Source organism: Streptomyces mutabilis, from assembly GCF_046628145.1.
GTDB lineage: Bacteria > Actinomycetota > Actinomycetes > Streptomycetales > Streptomycetaceae > Streptomyces > Streptomyces mutabilis.
Genome location: NZ_CP176874.1, coordinates 5,120,465 through 5,139,554, shown reverse-complemented (window position 1 = coordinate 5,139,554; position 19,090 = coordinate 5,120,465). Strand labels below are relative to the sequence as shown.

Here is a 19,090-nt window from a genome sequence, read left to right as displayed (position 1 = left end):
GCGGGGATGGTGCGACTTGTCACACCGGTCCCGGGCGCCGACGCGACCGACGCCGCCACGGGCTTCGGTCACGGTTTCCGCCAGAGGTTCCAGAGTTCCAGAGGTTCCAGAGGTTTCAGGGGTTTCAGGGGTTTCAGGGGTTTCAGGGGCTTCGGCCATGGGGTCCCGCTCCGGTTCCGGCCCGTCCGACGCCGGCCCGGCTCCCGCAGCTCACTCCACGACGTGGCGCCCCTCGGGCCGTGCGCTGCACGACGCGCGGAAGGCGCAGTGGGTGCAGTGCTGGCCCGCCGTCGGGGTGAACCGCTCGTCGAGGACCTTGCCGGCGGCCGTGGCCAACAGGTCACCGACCCACTCGCCCGCCGGCCCCTCCAGGGACTCCTGCGCCTGCACCTTGGGCAGGGTGTCGCCGCCGTCCCGTTTGGGCGCGCCCTGGCGCAGCTGGACGAGCTCGGCCCCGCCCGGTTGGGGGCGGGTGCCGTCGAAGGCCTCGTCGACGGCGCCCGCGCGGACGGCGAGCTGGTAGACGGCGAGCTGGGGGTGGCGAGCCACCTCGGCGGAGGTGGGTGCATGTTTGCCGGTCTTGAAGTCGACGACGTAGGCGCGGCCGTCGCCGTCGGCCTCCACGCGGTCCATCTGGCCGCGGACACGCACCTCGTACTCGCCCGCCTCCAGGGTCACGTCGAAGTCGTGCTCGCTGGCCACCGGCGTACGTCCGGCGCGGTCCATCACGTGCCACTTCAGGAAGCGTTCGAGCGCCAGGCGCGCGTTGGCCTTCTCCTGCGCCGACTTCCACGGCGCGTCGAAGGCGATCGCGTTCCACACGGAGTCCAGGCGCTCCATGAGGACGGCGAGGTCGGCCGGGGTGTGCCCGGACGCCACCTCGTCGGCGAGGACGTGCACCACGTTGCCGAAACCCTGTGCGGCGGTCGCGGGCGCGTCGGCCTTCACCTCGCGCCCCAGGAACCACTGCAGCGCGCAGGTGTTGGCCAACTGGTCCAGGGCGCTGCCGGAGAGGGTGACGGGCTTGTCGCGGTCGCGCAGCGGCACCTTGCTCTCGGTCGGGTCCCACATGCCCCACCAGCGGTAGGGATGCGCGGACGGCACCAGGGGGCGGCCGTCCTCGTCGGCGAGGGCGGCGAGGCGGGCCAGCCGGCGGGCCGCGGCCTCCCTCAGGGGCTCGGAGACGCGGGGGTCGACCGTGGTGGCGCGCAGCTCGGCGACGAGCGCCGCGACGGCGAGGGGACGGCGGGGACGGCCGGTGACGTCGGCGGGTTCGACACCGAGTTCGGTCAGGAACCGGGAGGGCTGGTCGCCGTCGTCTGCCGGTGCCTTCACGGCGGTCACGACGAGCCGTTCACGCGCGCGCGTGGCGGCCACGTAGAACAGGCGGCGCTCCTCGGCGAGCAGCGCGCCGGGGGTGAGCGGTTCGGCGAGCCCGTCGCGGCCGATGCGGTCGGCCTCCAGCAGAGAACCCCGGCGGCGCAGGTCCGGCCACAGTCCCTCCTGGACGCCCGCGACGACGACCAGCCGCCACTCCAGCCCCTTCGAGCGGTGGGCGGTCATCAGGCGGACGGCGTCGGGGCGCACGGCACGCCGGGTGAGGGTGTCGGCCGCGATGTCCTCGGCGTCGATCTCCTCCAGGAAGTTCAGCGCGCCCCGGCCACCGGTGCGTTCCTCCGCGCGCGCGGCCGTCGCGAAGAGCGCGCACACGGCGTCGAGGTCGCGGTCGGCGTTGCGTCCGGCGGCGCCGCCACGCCGGGCGGAACGCTCCAGGCGAGTGGGCCACGGTGTGCCCTCCCACAGGTCCCACAGCGCTTCCTCGGCACTTCCGCCGCCCGCCAGTCGCTCGCGGGCCTTGCGGAGCAGCGCGCCGAGACGCTGGGCGCCACGCGCGTACGCGGGGTCGTGCACGGCCAGCCGTTCGGGCTCGGCCAGCGCCCGCGCGAGCAGTTCGTCCGAGGGCGGCGGCAGCGGGTTGCCGGCGGCCCGCTCCTCCTCGCGCAGGGCGCGGCCCAGGCGGCGCAGGTCGGCGGCGTCCATGCCGGCGAGGGGGGAGGTGAGCAGGGTGAGGGCGGTCTCGGTGGGGAGCCAGCACGAGTCCTCCGCGCGGTGCACGGGTGCGCCGCGCGCCTGCCTCCCGTCCTCGGCGCCAGGTACGCGTCCCGCAGCCCCTTCGTCCGGGGCGCCGACCGTGGGCTGTACCTCCCCCGCATCGTCGGTGCCCACCTCGGACGGCCCGCGCACCCCGGCCTCCGCCTCCGCGACGGCCCGCAGAGCCGTCAGCAGGGGCGCCACCGCCGGCTCGTGGCGCAGGGGGAGGTCGTCGCCGTCGATGTCCAGGGGGACACCGGCCGCCGTGAGGGCGCGCCGGACCGTCGGGATCGTGCGGGAGCCCGCGCGCACGAGGACGGCCATGTCGCTCCAGGGGATGCCGTCCTCCAAGTGGGCCCGGCGCAGGATGTCGGCGATGTTGTCCAGCTCGGTGCCGGACGTCGGGTACGTGTACGCCTCCACGCGCCCGCCGTCCCGGACCGGGGCGAGCTCGCGGTGGGCGCGCACCTTGTCCGCGGGGAGGCGGGTCAGCGGCATGCGCTGGGTCAGCAACCGGGTGGCTGCCAGCAGGGTGGCCCCGGAGCGGCGCGAGGTCCGCAGCACCTCGACCGGCGCCGGGCGGCCGTCCGCGCGCGGGAAGGCGGCCGGGAAGTCGAGGATGCCGTTCACGTCCGCGCCCCGGAAGGCGTAGATCGACTGGTCGGGGTCGCCGAAGGCGACGAGGGTGCGCCCACCGCCGGCCAGCGCGTGCAGCAGCCGTACCTGGGCCGGGTCGGTGTCCTGGTACTCGTCGACGTACACCGCGTCGTACCGGGCGGCCAGCTGCGCGGCGACCTCGGGGCGGCGGGCGAGAAGCACCGCGCGGTGGACCAGTTCCGCGTAGTCGAGCACACCCTGCAGGTCGAGCACGTCCAGGTACTCGGCGAGGAAGACGGCGGCGGCCCCCCAGTCGGGGCGGCCGATGCGCCGGGCGAAGGCTCCCAGGGCCTCCGGGCCGAGGCCCAGCTCCCGGCTGCGGGCGAGCACCGCGCGGACCTCGTCGGCGAATCCGCGGGTCGTCAGGCAGGCGCGCAGTCCCTCGGGCCAGCGCACGTGCGAGAGACCGAGCCGCTCCAGGTCGACCTGCCCGGCGAGCAGCTCGCGCACCGTCACGTCCTGCTCCGGGCCGGACAGCAGCCGCAGCGGCTCCACGAACAGGTCGTTGTCCTGGTGGGCGCGGACCAGGGCGTAACCGAAGGAGTGGAAGGTGGTCGCCCTGGGGGCCCGTGCGGCGCCCATGCGCAGCGCCATCCGGTCGCGCAGTTCGACGGCCGCCTTGCGGCTGAAGGTCAGCACCAGGATCCGCTCCGGGTCGCCGCCGCGGGCGATCCGGTCCGCCACGGACTCCACCAAGGTGGTGGTCTTTCCGGTGCCCGGGCCCGCGAGGACGAGCAGCGGCCCGCTCCGGTGGTCAACCACGGCGCGCTGGGCGGCGTCCAGACGAGGGGGGTCAGTTCGCGCCGGCGGGGTACGCACGAGTCGGTAAGCGCCACGGCTCCCCCGGCGCACCTGGGGGTGCGTCGGGTTTCGGGTGGAGGAAGAGGAGCTCACGTGGTTCGCCGGTCCTGGTGGGTGTGCTGATGGGCCGTCCGCGCCGCGGGCACGGCGGTGGCCGCGGGGCGAGGGGGACGCGTGCGGCCGACGCTACGCCGACGAGTGAGGCGGAAGAAGCGCTTCCTCTTCTTCCCTCGGGGCCCTCGGGTCCCTCTTGCCCCTCGGGCCCGTCAGGCTCCTCAGGACCGTCAAGTCCCACGGATCCGTCAGGTCCCTCAGGCCCGTCGGTTCGCTTACGGCGCGCGTGTCCCCCGCCCCACGAACGTACGTCATGCCATCGACGTGCCCGAACTGTCCCATTTCCCTCTTACGGATCACAGGTCACACGTCAGCGGGCTCGATGGCGGAAGCTTTCAAGTGTGACCCTGTGCGCGTTCACCGCCGTCCCATCGCGCCCGTCTCAGGTCGAGGCGCGGCAGATGGCCCTCCGCGGCTCTGCTCGCCTCCTTCAGGGGCGTGCCCTCCGCCCGGTAGCGGTCGAGCGCCTCCAGCTCGTGCCCCGCGAGCAGGACACCGTCCGCGCGGACGACGCGCCACCACGGAACGCCTCCCCCGTAGAGCGACATCACCCGTCCGACCTGCCGGGGGCCGCCCTCCTCCAGATACTCGGCGACGTCCCCGTACGTCATGACGCGGCCCGGCGGGATCGATTCGGTCACCTCGAGGACCCGCTCGGCGTACTCGGGCAGTGTGTCCGCGTACGCCGGGCGGGCGTCGTCGTCCGGAAGGCTCTGCTCGCTCATCCGCCCCATCCTGCCCCACCCCACCGACAACGGGACGCGGTCGCGACGGTGCGCTTCCCTCGCCCGCGAGCGGCGCTTCCGGCAGACTGTGCGGCCCGCACCGGCACCCTGATGCCTGCCGAGACCGACGCGGCATGCCACCATCGTGCGGGCGGTGACCAGTGATACGAGAGCAAGAAGAGGCGATGAAACAGCAGGGTGTGCACCCCGAGGACGCCGAGGGCACCTCTGACTCTTCGTCGCGTCCGGATGGCTCCTCGTCGCGCCCGGACACCGCGGGCACCGGCCCCGAGAAGGCCGGCCGGCGCGCGGCCACGGGCCGGTCGGCGACGGCCGCCGACCCCGACGACGTAGCGCACATCGACGAGGTGGAGGGCGACGAACCGCTGCTCCCCGCGCGCGTGCATCGTCCTTCGGACCTGATGCGGCTCCTGGTGGGAGTGCTCGCCGTCGCCGTGCTGCTGGCCGTCGCCGCCTTCGCGCACGGCACCACCTCGGGGCTCGAACAGGACATCAACAAGGGCACCGGGCAGGCACCCGACCTGCTGATCAAGATCGCGGGACTGGCCTCCAGCATCGCGATCCTCCTCGTACCGGTCGCGTTCGCGATCGAGCGGTTGATCAAACGGGACGGGCTGCGCATCGCCGACGGCGTACTCGCGGCGGTCCTCGCGCACGGAGTGACACTCGCCACCGACCTGTGGGTCGCCAAGGCGGCCCCGGGCTCCATCCAGGAGGCGCTCACCCAACCGTCGCCGGGCGACATCCACGCGTTGACCGACCCCGTGCACGGCTACTTGGCACCGGTCATCGCGTACATGACGGCCGTCGGCATGTCACGCAGACCCAAGTGGCGCGCGGTGCTGTGGATCGTGCTGCTCCTCGACGCCTTTTCCATGCTCGTCACGGGCTACACGACACCCTTCTCGATCATCCTGACGGTCCTCATCGGCTGGACCGTGGCCTACGGCACGCTCTACTCGGTCGGCTCCCCCAACGTGCGCCCCACCGGCCGGACGCTCATGGCGGGCCTGCGGACCGTCGGCTTCCACCCCGTGACCGCCGCCCGCGAGGAGGCGTCGTCGGACACCGCCGAGACCGGTGACCGCGGACGTCGCTACTTCGTCACCCTGGAGGACGGCCGGCCACTGGACGTGACGGTGGTGGACCGGGAACAGCAGGCACAGGGCTTCTTCTACCGCGCGTGGCGCAACCTCACGCTGCGCGGCTTCGCCACCCGCAGCAGCCTCCCGTCCCTGCGCCAGGCCCTGGAGCAGGAGGCACTGCTCGCCTACGCGGCGATCGCGGCCGGCGCGAACGCCCCCAAGCTGATCGCGACGTCCGAGCTGGGCCCCGACGCGGTGATGCTCGTGTACGAGCACACCGGCGGGCGCACTCTCGACTCGCTGCCTGACGAGGAGATCACCGACGAGCTGCTGCGCGGCACCTGGGAGCAGGTGCGGGCCCTGCAGTCCCGGCGCATCGCGCATCGCAGGCTGGTGGGCGACGCGATCCTGGTGGATCGTTCCGGCACGGTGATCCTCACGGACCTGCGCATCGGCGAGATCGCCGCCGGTGACCTGCTGCTGCGCATGGACGTCTCCCAGCTCCTGGTGACCCTCGGCCTACGGGTGGGCGCCGAACGCGCGGTCGCGTCGGCCGTGGCCGTGCTCGGCCCCGACGCCGTGGCGGACTGCCTGCCGATGCTCCAGCCCATCGCGCTCAGCCGCTCCACCCGTGCGACCCTGCGCAGGCTCGGCCGGGAGCGGGCCCAGCGCGAGCGGGAAGCCGTCCTGGAGTCGTCCCGGCAGGCGAAGCTGGCCCGCGCCGAGGCGGCGGGCGGCGACGACGCGAACCGGGCTCACGAGAGGACCGACCGAACCGCCAAGCCCGGGAAGCCCGAGAAAGCCGAGAAGAAGGCCGCGCGGGCCGAGCAGCGGGCGGAGAAGCGGGCCGTGGACGAGGCGCTGGAGGAGGCGCGCGAGGAGGACCTGCTCACGCAGATCCGCCACGCCGTGCTGCGCATCAGGCCGCAGGCGCCCGTCGAGCCGGCCCGCCTGGAGCGGGTGCGGCCGCGCACGTTGATCAGCTTCATCGCCGGGGCCATCGGCGCCTACTTCCTGCTGACCCAGCTCACGCACATCGAGTTCGGCCCGCTGATCGCCAACGCCGAGTGGGGCTGGGTCGCGGCGGCCGTGCTGTTCTCGGCGGCGAGCTACGTGGCGGCGGCGATGGCCCTGCTGGGGTTCGTGCCCGAGCGGGTGCCGTTCCTGCGGACCGTGGCCGCGCAGGTCGCCGGGTCGTTCGTGAAGATCGTCGCCCCGGCGGCGGTCGGCGGCGTCGCCCTGAACACCCGGTTCCTGCAGCGCGCGGGCGTGCGGCCGGGGCTCGCGGTGGCGAGCGTCGGCGCGTCGCAGCTGTTCGGGCTCGGTTGTCACATCCTGATGCTGCTGTCCTTCGGCTATCTGACCGGCACCGAGAAGACCCCGTCACTGACTCCGTCCCGCACGGTCATCGCGGGTCTGCTGACGGTCGCGGTACTCGTGCTCGTGGTGACCTCCGTGCCGTTCCTGCGGAAATTCGTCGTCACGCGCGTGCGCTCGCTTTTCGCCGGCGTCGTGCCGCGCATGCTGGACGTGCTGCAGCGGCCGCAGAAGCTGATCACCGGCATCGGCGGCATGCTGCTGCTCACCGCCTGCTTCGTGATGTGCCTGGACGCCTCGATCCGGGCCTTCGGCGACGAGTCGGCGTCGATCAGCCTGGCGAGCGTCGCGGTCGTCTTCCTCGCGGGCAACGCACTGGGGTCCGCGGCGCCGACGCCGGGCGGTGTGGGCGCGGTGGAGGCGACGCTGACGGTCGGTCTGATCGCCGTGGGCCTGCCCAAGGAGGTCGCCGCACCCGCCGTGCTGCTGTACCGGCTGCTCACGCTGTGGCTGCCGGTGCTGCCGGGCTGGCTGTTCTTCAACCACCTGACGCGGAAGGAAGCGCTGTAGCGCCGTAGCGCCGTAGCGCTCTGACGAGCGTGCCGTACGAGGTATGCGGCACGCTCCGCTGACCGTGCCGCATACCTCGTACGGCTCCCGCCCCGAGCGCACGGCTCCGCGCGACCGCACGATGGACACATGCCGAACCCCTCCCGGCTGCGCGCCGCCGCCCTGCCCGTCGTCACCTCCGCGGTCCTGTCCGCCGCCCTGCTGGCGGGCTGCAGCGACGACTCCGGGAGCGGCTCCGAGGACAGCGGGACCTGGCGGCCCAGAAACTCGACTGGAAGGACTGCCCGGCACCCTCAGAGGCGGAAGGCGGAGGCTCCGCCCCGTCCCCGCTGCCGGACGGCGGCGAGTGGCAGTGCGCCACCATGAAAGCACCGCTCGACTGGGACGACCCCGAGGGCGACACGATCGGCCTCGCGCTGATCCGGGCCGAGGCCAGTGGTCCGGCCGACCGGCGGATCGGCTCACTCGTCTTCAACTTCGGCGGACCGGGCGGATCCGGCGTCACCACACTGCCCGCCTTCGGCCAGGACTACGCGAAACTGCGCACCCGCTACGACCTGGTCAGCTTCGACCCGCGCGGCGTGGGGCGCCGCGCCCCCGTGGAGTGCCTGGACGACAAGCAGCTCGACGCCTACTTCCAGCAGGACGCCACCCCTGACGACGCGGCCGAGCGCAGAGAGCTGCTGGAGAACACGGAGGACTTCAACGCCGCCTGCGAGAAGAACTCCAAGAGGGTGCTGCCGCACGTGGCCACGACCGACGCGGCCCGCGACATGGACCTGATGCGCCGGGTTCTCGGCGACGACGAGCTGCACTACTTCGGCATCTCGTACGGCACCGAACTCGGCGGCGTCTACGCCCACCTGTTCCCCGAGCGCGTGGGCCGCGCCGTCTTCGACGCGGTCGTCGACCCGACCCAGACCCCGGAACAGGGCTCGCTCGGTCAGGCCGAGGGTTTCCAGCTCGCCCTCGACAACTTCGCCGAGGACTGCACCTCCAAGGTCGAGGAGTGCCCCCTCGGGGACAGCGCCCAGGACGTCAAGGACCGTATCGCCCGGCTGCTGAAGGACCTCGACCGCAGACCCATCCCCGGCATCTTCCCCCGCGAACTCACCCAGACCGCCGCGACCGGCGGCATCGCGCAGGCGCTGTACTCGAAGGACTTCTGGGAGTACCTCACCGAGGGTCTGGTGCAGGCGTACGACGGCGACGGCAGGGTCCTCATGGCGCTGTCGGACTCGCTGAACGGGCGCGACGAGAACGGCCGGTACAGCAACATCACCGCCGCCAACGTCGCCATCAACTGCGCCGACGACAAGCCGCGTTACGGCCCCGCGTACGTCGAGGACAAGCTGCCCGAGTTCCGGAAGGCCTCGCCGGTGTTCGGCGACTATCTCGCCTGGTCCATGCTCAGCTGCACCGACTGGCCGGTGCCCGGCGCCGACGACCACCCCGACGTCAGCGCGCCCGGCGCGGCTCCGATCCTGGTGATCGGCAACACCGGCGACCCCGCGACGCCCTACGAGGGTGCCGGGAAGATGGTGGAGGCACTGGGCACGGGTGTCGGCGTGGAGCTGACGTACAAGGGTCAGGGGCACGGTGCCTACGACAGCAAGAACAAGTGTGTGCAGGACGCCGTGCACGGTTATCTGCTGGACGGCAGGGTCCCGGCCGCCGGCACTGTCTGCTCCTGACCTCTGTCGCCCCAGAGATCGGGCGAACCCGCAGGTCAGAGTGTTATCCACAGGGCACGCCAGGTTCGGCGCGGTCCGCCTACCATGGCATGACCGCCATCCGCCGCACGGCGCGGACGGCTTGCGAGGGGGGAGTGCGATGACGCGTCTCGTACGGTGGACGGCTGTGACGGCCGCCGCCGCACTGCTGACGGCGGGCTGCAGCGGCGGCTCGTCCGGGGAGGACAAGGACGACGGGGGCACGAGCAGCGGCCGGCCGTCGGCGGCGGCGCCGTCGGGCGTGCCCGAGTCCCTGGCCTCCCAGCAGCTCGACTGGGGCCGCTGCAAGGGCACCTCGGACTCCCCCGCGCCGGACGGCGACTGGCAGTGCGCCACGCTCAAGGCTCCGTTGGACTGGGCCGAGCCGGAGGGCGACACCATCGACCTGGCGCTGATCCGGGCCGAGGCCACCGGCGACGAGCGCATCGGCTCCCTGCTGTTCAACTTCGGCGGCCCCGGCGGCTCGGGCGTCTCCATGATGCCGTCCTACGCCGACACCGTCTCCTCCCTGCACGAGCGGTACGACCTGGTGAGCTGGGACCCGCGCGGGGTGGCCGCCAGCGAGGGCATCCGCTGCCGCGGCGACGAGGCGATCGAGGACGCCGAGTCCGTGGACTCCACCCCGGACACCACCGCCGAGGAACAGGCGTACCTGAAGGACGCCGCCGACTTCGGCAAGGGCTGCCAGAAATCCGCAGGCGAACTGATGTCACACGTGTCGACCACGGACACCGCCCGCGACATGGACCTGATGCGGCACGTCCTGGGCGACGGCAGGATGCACTACTTCGGCATCTCCTACGGCACCGAACTCGGCGGCGTCTACGCCCACCTGTTCCCCGAGCGCGTGGGGCGCATGGTCCTCGACGCGGTCGTGGACCCGAGCGCCGACACGATGGGCCACGCCGAGAACCAGGCCAGGGGCTTCCAGCGCGCGCTGGACGACTACCTGAAGTCCACCGGACAGGACCCGAAGCAGGGGTCGCGGAAGATCGCCGACCTGCTGGAGCGGCTCGACGCCGAGCCACTGCCGACTTCCTCACCGGGGCGGAAGCTGACGCAGACGCTGGCACTCACGGGCATCGTGCTGCCGCTCTACAGCAAGTCCGGCTGGCCCGCGCTGACCAGTGCGCTGTCGGCCGCCGAGGAGGGCGACGGCTCGGAGCTGCTGGCACTCGCCGACGGCTACAACGAGCGTGACCCCTCGGGGCGCTACGGCACGACGACCCACTCCCAGCGGGTCATATCGTGCCTGGACGACAAGCAGCGGCCGACCCTGGAGGAGACGAAGAAGCTGCTGCCGAGGTTCGAGAAGGTATCTCCCGTGTTCGGGGCCTTCCTCGGCTGGGACACGGCCGGTTGGTGCCACGACTGGCCGGTGGCCGGTCAGCACGAAACGCCGGAGGTGAGCGCGCCCGGCGCGGCCCCGGTCCTCGTGGTCGGCAACACCGGCGACCCGGCCACGCCCTACGAGGGCGCCCGCAGGATGGCGGACGAGCTGGGCGGGGACGTCGGTGTGATGCTCACCTGGAAGGGCGAGGGACACGGCGCGTACGGGAATGGGAGCGACTGCGTCGACTCGGCCGTGGACGCCTATCTGCTGAAGGGAACGGTGCCCGAGGACGGCAAGGTCTGCTCATGACGACGGCGGGGGCTCCGGGCACCTGCGGTGCGCGGAACCCCCGCCGTACGGGAAGCGTGGCCGTGGCCCGGCCTGCGGGGTCAGGTTCAGTAGACGGGCTTCTCCGGCTCGATCTGGTTGACCCAGCCGATCACGCCGCCGCCGACGTGGACGGCGTCGGAGAAGCCGGCGGACTTCAGGACCGCCAGGACTTCCGCACTGCGGACACCCGTCTTGCAGTTCAAGACAATCTTCTTGTCCTGCGGGAGGCTCTCCAAGGCGGACCCCATGAGGAACTCGTTCTTGGGGATCAGCCGGGCGCCCGGGATGGAGACGATCTCGAACTCGTTCGGCTCGCGGACGTCGATGAGTTCGATGTTCTCGCCGTCGTCGATCCACTCCTTGAGCTGCTTGGGAGTGATCGTGGAGTCGGCGGCCGCCGCCTGGGCCTCCTCGGAGACGACGCCGCAGAAGGCCTCGTAGTCGATGAGCTCGGTGACGGTCGGGTTCTCGCCGCAGACCGCGCAGTCGGGGTCCTTGCGGACCTTGACCTGGCGGTACTGCATCTCCAGGGCGTCGTAGATCATCAGGCGGCCGACCAGCGGCTCACCGATGCCCGCGAGGAGCTTGATGGCCTCGTTGGTCTGGATGGAGCCGATGGACGCGCACAGCACGCCCAGGACGCCGCCCTCGGCGCAGGACGGGACCATGCCGGGGGGCGGGGGCTCCGGGTAGAGGCAGCGGTAGCAGGGGCCGTGCTCGGACCAGAAGACGGAGGCCTGGCCGTCGAAGCGGTAGATCGAGCCCCAGACGTAGGGCTTGTTCAGCAGCACGCAGGCGTCGTTGACCAGGTAGCGGGTCGCGAAGTTGTCCGTGCCGTCGACGATCAGGTCGTACTGGCTGAAGATGTCCATCACGTTGTCGGCCTCGAGCCGCTCCTGGTGAAGGACCACGTCCACGTACGGGTTGATGCCCTTGATCGTGTCACGGGCGGACTCGGCCTTGGAGCGGCCGATGTCGGCCTGGCTGTGGATGACCTGACGCTGCAGGTTGGACTCGTCGACCTCGTCGAACTCGACGATGCCGAGCGTGCCGACACCGGCTGCCGCCAGGTACATCAGGGTCGGCGAGCCGAGGCCGCCCGCGCCCACGGCGAGCACCTTGGCGTTCTTCAGCCGCTTCTGCCCGTCCATCCCCACATCGGGGATGATCAGGTGGCGGGAGTACCTGCGGACCTCGTCTACGGTGAGCTCGGGGGCCGGCTCGACCAGGGGTGGCAGCGACACGGGGACTCCGTTTGTCGGTCAGTAATTACGGTTGTTCTCCTCGCAACACTGCCACGGCCTTTTTCATTCCGAGACACCTGTCCCGATACGCGAGACGATCTCGTCCCAGTAGCCGGGCATCGTCTCCCAGGGGTCGATCGGACCGCTCCGTCCGCCGCTGTCGGTGCGGTCGGTGAAGTAGATCGTCGCGGCACCCTGCCAGCGTGCGATCCGCAGCGCCTCCTCCAGGTGCCCGCGGGGCACGCCGTGGACGAAGTGGCAGAAGCGCTCGGGCGGGTAGTCGGCGCTCCACTCGGCCGCCTGCGACCAGCGGTAGTCGCTCCAGGCGCCCGAGAAGGTCACCAGTTGGTCGGCGTTCTCCGCGTAGCCGGGGTGGGGGTGGGTGCCGTGGCCGAGCACGATGTGGGCATCGTCACGGATCACGCGCAGGGTGCCGATCGTGCGGCGGACCTCGGGGAGCGCGGTCCGTTCGGACGGGCAGCGGTCGAGGAGGAAGCCGTCGACCCGGTACCAGTCGAGGTAGCGGTGTGCGTCGGAGATCAGCTCGCCGAAACTCCGGGCCCCGTACGCGGCGTCGAGATGGCCGAGGACCCGGACCCCGGCGTTGCGCAGCCGGCCGGCGGCCTCCAGGCAGTGCGGGTCGGGGTGGGCTCCGGGGCCGTCGGCGACGTTGAGCACGACCCAGTGCAGGGGCGCCCCGGGCCAGGCCAGGTCGGCCCACTCGCCGGGGGCGACGAGGGGGTGGGCCAGCCCCGGGACACCGAGGCCGGTACGGACGCCGGTGCTCGCGGTGCCCGCTTTGGCACTGGTCAGATACGGCATGCCGCCTCCATCCAGATATCGGCGAGGGACTCCTCGAGGGCGATCCGGGGCCGCCAGCCGAGCCGGTCGCGTGCGGTGCGCACATCGGCCTGCTGCCAGCTGCCGCAGCCGTCCGGGTAGGGGTAGGCCACGGGGGCCGCGTGCTCGGCGTCCGGGCGCTCGCCGCGGTGCCCGAGGGGCTCGGGTCGGTGGTGGCCGAGGGCGTCGGCGCGGTGGTGGCCCAGGGCGTCGACGCGGTGGGCGACGGATTCGGTGCGGGGGTGGCCGATGGCCGGCCGGAGTGCGCCGGGCGGGCCGTCGAGTTCGTGCAGGGCTCCGCCGTAGCCGGCCACGCGGGCGAGGGTCGCGGCGGCGTCGCGCAGGCGCACGGCACGGCCGGAACCGATGTTGATGACGCCCTGCGCGGCGGAGAGGGAGGCGGCGTGGACGGCGCGGGCGACGTCACGGACATCGATGAAGTCGCGCTGCGCACCGAGGCCGCCGAGCCGGAGCTCGCCGTCGCCGGACTGCATCGCGCGGCGCATGGCCTCGGCGAGACGGCCCAGCGGGGAGCCCGCGGGGGTGCCGGGGCCGGCGGGCGAGAAGACCCGGAGGACGACGGCGTCCAGGCCGGAGCCGAGGACGAGTTCGGTGGCGGCGAGTTTGCTGACGCCGTAGGGGCCGCCGGGCCGGGGCACGGCGTCCTCCGCGGTGGAGGAGCCGGGCTGGCTGGGGCCGTACTCGGCGCTGCAGCCGACCTGTACCAGGCGGGCGCCGCAGCCGCTGCGGCGCAGGGCCTCGCAGATGGTGGCGACGGCGACGGTGTTGTGCCGGGTGAGCTCACGCGCGCCGCCACGGGTGGCCCCCGCGCAGTTGACGACGACCCCGGGGTGGACCGCGTCGAGGAAGCGGGTGAGGGCGCCCGGGCTGCCGCTGGCGAGGTCGAAACGGACGTCGGCGTCGTCGCCGCGGCCCAGTGCGGTGAGCTGGACGGCCGGGTCGGCGAGCAGGCGCTCGGCGACGAAGCGGCCGATGTAGCCGTTGGCTCCGATCAGCAGGACTCTCATCGGGCGGCTCCCGGTGCCGAGGCGTCGGGTCGGGAGGTGGTCATCTGGGGGCTCCTTCAAGGGGTGGTGCGGACGTGTGGGGGGGTGTCCTGGGATGTGGTCAACGCGGGTGCTCCGGCGCCGCGTGCGCGGATGCCTTGGTCAGGCGGCGGGCCGCGTGGACCAGGAGGACCAGGGCGCCGGTGCCGCACGCCGCGGTCGGGACTCCTGCCGGGCCGCAGGCGGCGACCAGCGCCTCCACGGGGACGGCCAGGAAGTCGCAGCCGGGGAGTCGGGCGGCGAAGAGCGTGGCCACGGCCGCCGCCTGCGCGGTGGCCGCGGCGGTGAGAACGAGCGCGGGGGCGTGCGTGTGGCCGTGCACCGTGAGCATGCGGGCGAGCAGGAGGAGGGCGCCCAGGGTGAGCGCCTGCGGGTAGGCGGCGGGTTCCCGGAGTACGGCGCCGGTCAGCGCCACCAGGGCCGTGACGGCACCGATGAACAGGACGAACGTGCCGATCAGCAGGGGGCGTACGGCGGCGGAGAAGTCCGCCAGCCCCCGGCTGGCCGTCAGTTTGCGGCGGGCTCGCACGGCGAAGAGGTGGGCGCTCGCGGCAGCCGGAGCGCAGGCCAGGGCGAGGGCCAGCACGGGGGCGACGGTGACGGGCCACGGTCCGTCGGCGGTTCCGTCGGGCAGGCCGTCCGGGCCGCCGGTGAGAGCGGTGCGGAGCAGGCCGTCGCCGAGAAGGGCGTAGCCGACGAGCCAGCAGGTCCAGGTGGCGGAGGTGCGCGCGGCGGCGCTCAACGGCCCTCGGCGCAGTAGCGCGCGCAGAGCGAGGGCCACCGCGAGCGTTCCGACGGTGGCCGCGACCAGGCGTGGCCGGCCGTCGGTGAGGCGCAGGGCGGCCACCGCGGCGGCGCACAGGGCGCCCGGCAGCAGGGCGAGCACGATCCAGGCGGTCTGCGCCCGGGGGGAGGGCCGGCCTGTGGGGCGCGGGGGCGTGTCGGCGTCGCGCGGGACGCGGGCGTACATCTCCTCGGCGAGAGAGAAGACGTCCCGGTGCCGGAAGCGTGCGGCGGTCCGGTCGGTGATGCCGTGGGCCTCCAGCCCGGCCGCGATCTCCAGCGGGTCCACGGCGCGTCGGCAGAGCTCGCGGTGCCGGTGCATCAGAGCCTTCACCGGGTCCGCGGCGACGCGGCGCGCGGTGGACGGCGCCCGTGTACCGATCTCCTCGGTCCCGGCCGGGACCCGGTCGCGGTCCAGCTCGCCGAGGCCGCTCATCGGACCCCCTCGGTCGCGGAAACCGAGGCGGCGGCTCGGGGCCCCTCGGTGGCGGAAATCGAAGCGGTGGCTCGGACTCCCTCGGTCACGGGAACGGGGCCTGCCGCCCCGGCCCCCTCGCCCGCCGACACCGGGACCGCCGTCCGGGCCCCCTCGACGGCCGACGCCGGAACTACCGTCCGGGCTCCCTCGACCGCCCACACCGGAACCGCCGCCCCGGCCCTCTCAGCCACCGCCGCCGGAACCGCCGCCCGGCCTCCCCCGGTCGCCGATTCCGATGCCCCGAGTCCTCCGGGTCCCCCGGGTCCCCCGGGTCCCTCGGATCCCTCGGATCCCTCGGATCCCCCGGATCCGGCCACCCCGTCGTCCTCCGAGCTCCGGGCGGCCGTGGCCCGGACGGGAGTGTCCGTCGCCCAGGCCGGGCCCCCTCGCACCACCGCACGGACCTTGGCGTCCGTCCAGCGCCCGGGAACATGTGCCTCGGCGGGGACGGAGAACGGCAGAGGTTCACCGGTGTCGTCGAGGACGACGCGGCGCGCGGGTGTACGCGAAAGGATGTCGAGGTAAATGCCGCGAAATGCCGCGATGTTCTGCTCGACGGTGAACAGCTCCAGTGCGCGGGCGCGCGCGGCGGCGCCCAGGCGCGCACGGCGCTCGGGATCACGCAGCAGGGCGACGCACGCCTCGGCGAGTGCCCGGGGGTTGCGCGGAGGCACGACGAGCCCGGTGCCGCCGATGGCCTCCACCACCGCGCCGACGTCCGTGGACACCGTCGCCCGGCCGCAGAACATGGCCTCGACCAGGCCGGCCGGGAACCCCTCGACGACGCTGGAGAGGACCACCAGGGCTCCCGACGCGTACGCCTCGGCGCGAGAGGGAAGTTCCGGCCCGCCGGTCTCCTCGAAGGACACCGGGTTGCTGCCGACGGCGTGCGGGCCGTCGGCCTCGTCGGGGAAGAGCTGCGCGGCCAGGTTCCTGCAATGGGCGAGGTAGGCCGCACCCTCGGGTCCGGACGGGCCGCCCACGATCCTGAGGCGGGCCTCGGGCTCCGCCCTGCGGATCTCCGCGAAGGCGTGCAGCAGCGAGACGAGGTCCTTGGCCGGTTCGACCCGGCCGACCCAGACCAGGGTGTGCGGATCGGCGCACTCCGGCGACTCGCCCGCCTCGGCGAAGGGCGCCGCGTCCATGCCCGGGTGGACCGTACGGAGCTTGGCGCGCTCGGCTCCGCAGCGCTCCTGCCAGCGTCGGGCATGCGTGTTGCCGGGCGTGATCAGGGCCGCGCTCCGGTAGGTCTCGGCGGCCAGCCGACCGTGGAAGGCGGCCAGCAGGAACCGTATGGGTGGTGATGAATCGGGTTCCGTGAGGTAGTGCGCCCGCAACCGCACCCCGTACTCGGTCACCAGCAGCGGCACCCCGCAGAAGTGCCGGGCGAGCAGGCCCGGCAGGGCGGCGGTGCCGCCGGAGGCCGCGTGGCACAGGTCGACGGCACCCAGGCCGTCGTCCCCGTACCAGTCGAGCGACAGGGGGCGCAGGGCGCGTTCGAGGCGTGCGGCGACGGTGAGCAGATCCGGGACGCGGGCCTCGCGCGCGGAGCGGTGGGCGCCGGGCGCGCGGCAGGCGCGTTCCAGGGCGCGTACGGCGGTCTCCGAGCGCAGTGCGCGGGGCAGGCCGCCCTCGTCGCGGGCCAGTTCGGCGAGGCCGTACAGCGCGTTGGCGAAACGGTCCGCCTCATGGGCGGACTGGTCGTGGGTGCCGGTTCCCTCCGCTCGCGGCGCCGTCGTCTCGGCAATCCCGGAGGCCCCCACGGGGGCGGTCGCACACAGGCTCGCGGCCAGTTCGCCGTAGCACTCGGCGAAGCGCCGGCGCGTACGCCGTCCGTACACGACGCCGTCGTCCTCGGCGTCCCACAGCGACGCGGTGCGCACGCGGCCGACCTGCGGCGGCAGCGGAACCCAGCCCTCGGCCTCCTGACGCTCGCTGCGGGCGAGCGCGTAGACGTCGAACTCGTGCTGCTCGAGCCCTCGCACAAGCCGGTCGCACCAGAGCCCGGGCTCACCGTTCACATACGGATAGCCACCCTCCGTAAGCAGTCCGATGCGCACGCGCGCACCCCCGATCTCCCGTCCAGGGAGCCGCCGTTGGCCCGGCGGCTCGCAGCGGGACGAACGTAAGCGGACAAGGCGGTGGCGCGATGGACGGTTGTCCATCGCGCCACCAAAAGGGGTGAACGGTCGTAACTTTCCCGTGCGGGAGGCGTTCGGTCGCGCTAAGGGATCACATGACTACTGTGCGCAACAAGGCGGCCAGACCTCGCCGGTCAACTGTTCGGATAAGCCCAGGGGTTGGGGCGGCAGTCGATTCCGTCGTGGTCGATGAACTTGGTCTGCTGCTGCATGACCGGGGCGAGTTCGCCGTCCTTGTCGCAGGTGACGTGGTTGTAGCCGATGCGGTGGCCGATCTCGTGGTTGATCAGCATCTGCCGGTAGCCGTGGATGTCGTCGCCGTACGGCTCGGCGCCCTGCGCCCACCGGTAGGCGTTGATCATCACGCGCTGGGTGGCGGCCGAGTCGCAGGACACGTTGTCCACAGTCGTGTCCAGGCCGGACTTGGCGCACCACTCGGCGGTGGTGCCGGGGCTGGCCAGCGTGATCACGAACTCGGGCTCTCCGGAGTAGACGCGCTCGAAGGAGTGGGCGCCGTTGTGGGCCCAGCTCCGGTCGTCGTTGAGCGTCTTGTGGACGGCCTCGGCGAAGAGTTCGCCGTCGAGACCGAGCCCCTGCTCCACGTCAACTCGGTAGGTGTGCAGCTGCCCCTTCCCCGGCCCCTTCGCGATGCCGGGGATCGCCTCGAACTCGCCGGACCCCTTGAGCGTGGCACTGAGCGGGTACGTCTTGCCCATCTTCTGCTCGTACGTCAACGGCGCCGCGGGCGCGGAGGGCGTCGGCCGGTCGTCCGTCCGCGACGCGGAGTCGTGGACGCCGCGGGCCTGGTCGGTGGCGGACTGCGACCGCACGCCCTCGCCGTCCGACCCGTCGGCGACCTGCCCGGCCACGACGACCGCCAGCACGGTGGTGACCGCGGCAGCGGCGATGCCGGTGAAGGTCTTGCCCTTGCCGCCCTTGGCCGGCGCCGGTTCACCCGAGGGCGGCGCGTCGTCGGCGTCGGTCCCGGGCCCTCGGCCGCTGGGCCCGTCGCCGGCGCTCCGGTCGGTGACGGCGGCGTAAGGGCCGGCGGGCTGCGCGGACGCGGACACGGCCGTACGGCGCGGGGAGCGGGGCGCGAAGACGTCGTCGTCCCCGTCGAAGGCGTCCAGGTAATCCTGGCGAGGCCCTCCCCAGGGCGCCTGGCGAGGTCCTTGCGGGGGCGCCTGCCGAGGCCCACCCGGAGGCGCCTGACGCTGCCGCGGGAAGGGGACGCCGGGTCCCGCGGGCCCGCCGGGAGGCCCGGGGCGCGCGGGCGCGTCGGCGGGCGGTCCCGCCGGAGTGGCGTACCCCGCACCGGGCCGTCCGCTCAATTCACCCCAGCCGCCCCCGGGTTCGCGCTGCTCGGGATGGCCACCCCGAACGCGCGGCACACCATGGGCCGGCGTGCCGTCGGGCAGCCTGGGAACGCCCCGCGCCGGCGTCCCGTTCGGGACGCGTGGAGATCCGTGCGCCGGCGTCTCGCCCCCGACCTGCGGAAACCCATGCGCGGGCGTGCCCTCCCCCGGCCTCGGCCTCTGGGCTGCGTAACCCTGCGGGCCACCGCCGGCCCAATCCCGGGGCCCACCCGGTGTCGTGCCGGATCGCGCGCCGGGCGTGCCACCCGGCGGCGTCTGCTCCCCCGCCGGAGGTTCGGGCGCCCGGCGGCGGCCCAGCAGGCCGGCGCGGTTCTCCCGCGCGGGGGTGTCCGCGTCGGCGGGCTTGGGAGCGGGTCCGCGTCGGCTGTGGCGTCCCACGTCGCG

At 73.3% G+C, this 19,090-nt stretch carries 10 protein-coding genes and 1 pseudogene; 3 read left to right on the top strand and 8 right to left on the bottom strand.

Annotated elements, in window-relative coordinates; genetic code table 11:
- Positions 1-210 precede the first annotated feature (210 nt).
- Both ACLIN4_RS23295 and ACLIN4_RS23290 read right to left on the bottom strand, forming a co-directional pair.
- Positions 211-3,642 (bottom strand): ATP-dependent helicase, encoded by a 3,432-nt coding sequence (locus ACLIN4_RS23295; protein WP_411576171.1) that lies wholly within the window; start codon positions 3,640-3,642, stop codon positions 211-213.
- A gap of 356 nt (positions 3,643-3,998) precedes the next feature.
- Positions 3,999-4,388 (bottom strand): MGMT family protein, encoded by a 390-nt coding sequence (locus ACLIN4_RS23290; RefSeq protein WP_290014900.1) that lies wholly within the window; start codon positions 4,386-4,388, stop codon positions 3,999-4,001.
- Positions 4,389-4,573: 185 nt separating this feature from the next.
- On the opposite strand from ACLIN4_RS23290, the gene ACLIN4_RS23285 reads away from it, so the two are divergent.
- From ACLIN4_RS23285 to ACLIN4_RS23275, 3 genes and pseudogenes are all read left to right on the top strand, one after another.
- Positions 4,574-7,381, top strand: a complete 2,808-nt coding sequence (locus tag ACLIN4_RS23285; protein ID WP_107479548.1) for a lysylphosphatidylglycerol synthase domain-containing protein — start codon at positions 4,574-4,576, stop codon at positions 7,379-7,381.
- Positions 7,382-7,510: 129 nt separating this feature from the next.
- Positions 7,511-9,075 (top strand): annotated as a pseudogene (locus tag ACLIN4_RS23280) (alpha/beta hydrolase).
- A 139-nt stretch (positions 9,076-9,214) separates the two neighbouring features.
- Positions 9,215-10,756 (top strand): alpha/beta hydrolase, encoded by a 1,542-nt coding sequence (locus tag ACLIN4_RS23275; protein WP_411576170.1) that lies wholly within the window; start codon positions 9,215-9,217, stop codon positions 10,754-10,756.
- An 86-nt stretch (positions 10,757-10,842) separates the two neighbouring features.
- On the opposite strand, the gene moeZ is transcribed toward ACLIN4_RS23275, so the two are convergent.
- The 6 genes from moeZ to ACLIN4_RS23245 form a co-directional block, all read right to left on the bottom strand.
- Complete coding sequence (moeZ, locus tag ACLIN4_RS23270) at positions 10,843-12,021, bottom strand: adenylyltransferase/sulfurtransferase MoeZ (protein WP_100048931.1); 1,179 nt, start codon at positions 12,019-12,021, stop codon at positions 10,843-10,845.
- 63 nt (positions 12,022-12,084) lie between these two features.
- Complete coding sequence (locus ACLIN4_RS23265) at positions 12,085-12,843, bottom strand: spherulation-specific family 4 protein (protein WP_289913873.1); 759 nt, start codon at positions 12,841-12,843, stop codon at positions 12,085-12,087.
- A complete protein-coding gene (locus tag ACLIN4_RS23260) occupies positions 12,831-13,889 on the bottom strand; it encodes an NAD-dependent epimerase/dehydratase family protein (RefSeq protein WP_269959882.1) in 1,059 nt (352 codons plus the stop codon). Before ACLIN4_RS23260 ends, ACLIN4_RS23265 begins: the two co-directional genes overlap by 13 nt.
- 100 nt (positions 13,890-13,989) lie before the next feature.
- Positions 13,990-15,147 (bottom strand): hypothetical protein, encoded by a 1,158-nt coding sequence (locus tag ACLIN4_RS23255; RefSeq protein ID WP_411576169.1) that lies wholly within the window; start codon positions 15,145-15,147, stop codon positions 13,990-13,992.
- Positions 15,144-17,249, bottom strand: coding sequence for a DUF3492 domain-containing protein (locus ACLIN4_RS23250; RefSeq protein WP_411576168.1), 2,106 nt, complete (start codon positions 17,247-17,249; stop codon positions 15,144-15,146). Before ACLIN4_RS23250 ends, ACLIN4_RS23255 begins: the two co-directional genes overlap by 4 nt.
- A 215-nt stretch (positions 17,250-17,464) precedes the next feature.
- Complete coding sequence (locus ACLIN4_RS23245; protein ID WP_381939061.1) at positions 17,465-19,084, bottom strand: DUF3152 domain-containing protein; 1,620 nt, start codon at positions 19,082-19,084, stop codon at positions 17,465-17,467.
- Positions 19,085-19,090 lie beyond the last annotated feature (6 nt).

What these genes read in the sequence shown, in the direction of transcription:
- ACLIN4_RS23255 (WP_411576169.1), bottom strand. Translation starts at nt 15,147, where the DNA reads ATGAGCGGCCTCGGCGAGCTGGACCGCGACCGGGTCCCGGCCGGGACC.
- ACLIN4_RS23285 (WP_107479548.1), top strand. Translation starts at nt 4,574, where the DNA reads ATGAAACAGCAGGGTGTGCACCCCGAGGACGCCGAGGGCACCTCTGAC.
- ACLIN4_RS23260 (WP_269959882.1), bottom strand. Translation starts at nt 13,889, where the DNA reads ATGAGAGTCCTGCTGATCGGAGCCAACGGCTACATCGGCCGCTTCGTC.
- ACLIN4_RS23275 (WP_411576170.1), top strand. Translation starts at nt 9,215, where the DNA reads ATGACGCGTCTCGTACGGTGGACGGCTGTGACGGCCGCCGCCGCACTG.
- ACLIN4_RS23265 (WP_289913873.1), bottom strand. Translation starts at nt 12,843, where the DNA reads ATGCCGTATCTGACCAGTGCCAAAGCGGGCACCGCGAGCACCGGCGTC.
- ACLIN4_RS23290 (WP_290014900.1), bottom strand. Translation starts at nt 4,388, where the DNA reads ATGAGCGAGCAGAGCCTTCCGGACGACGACGCCCGCCCGGCGTACGCG.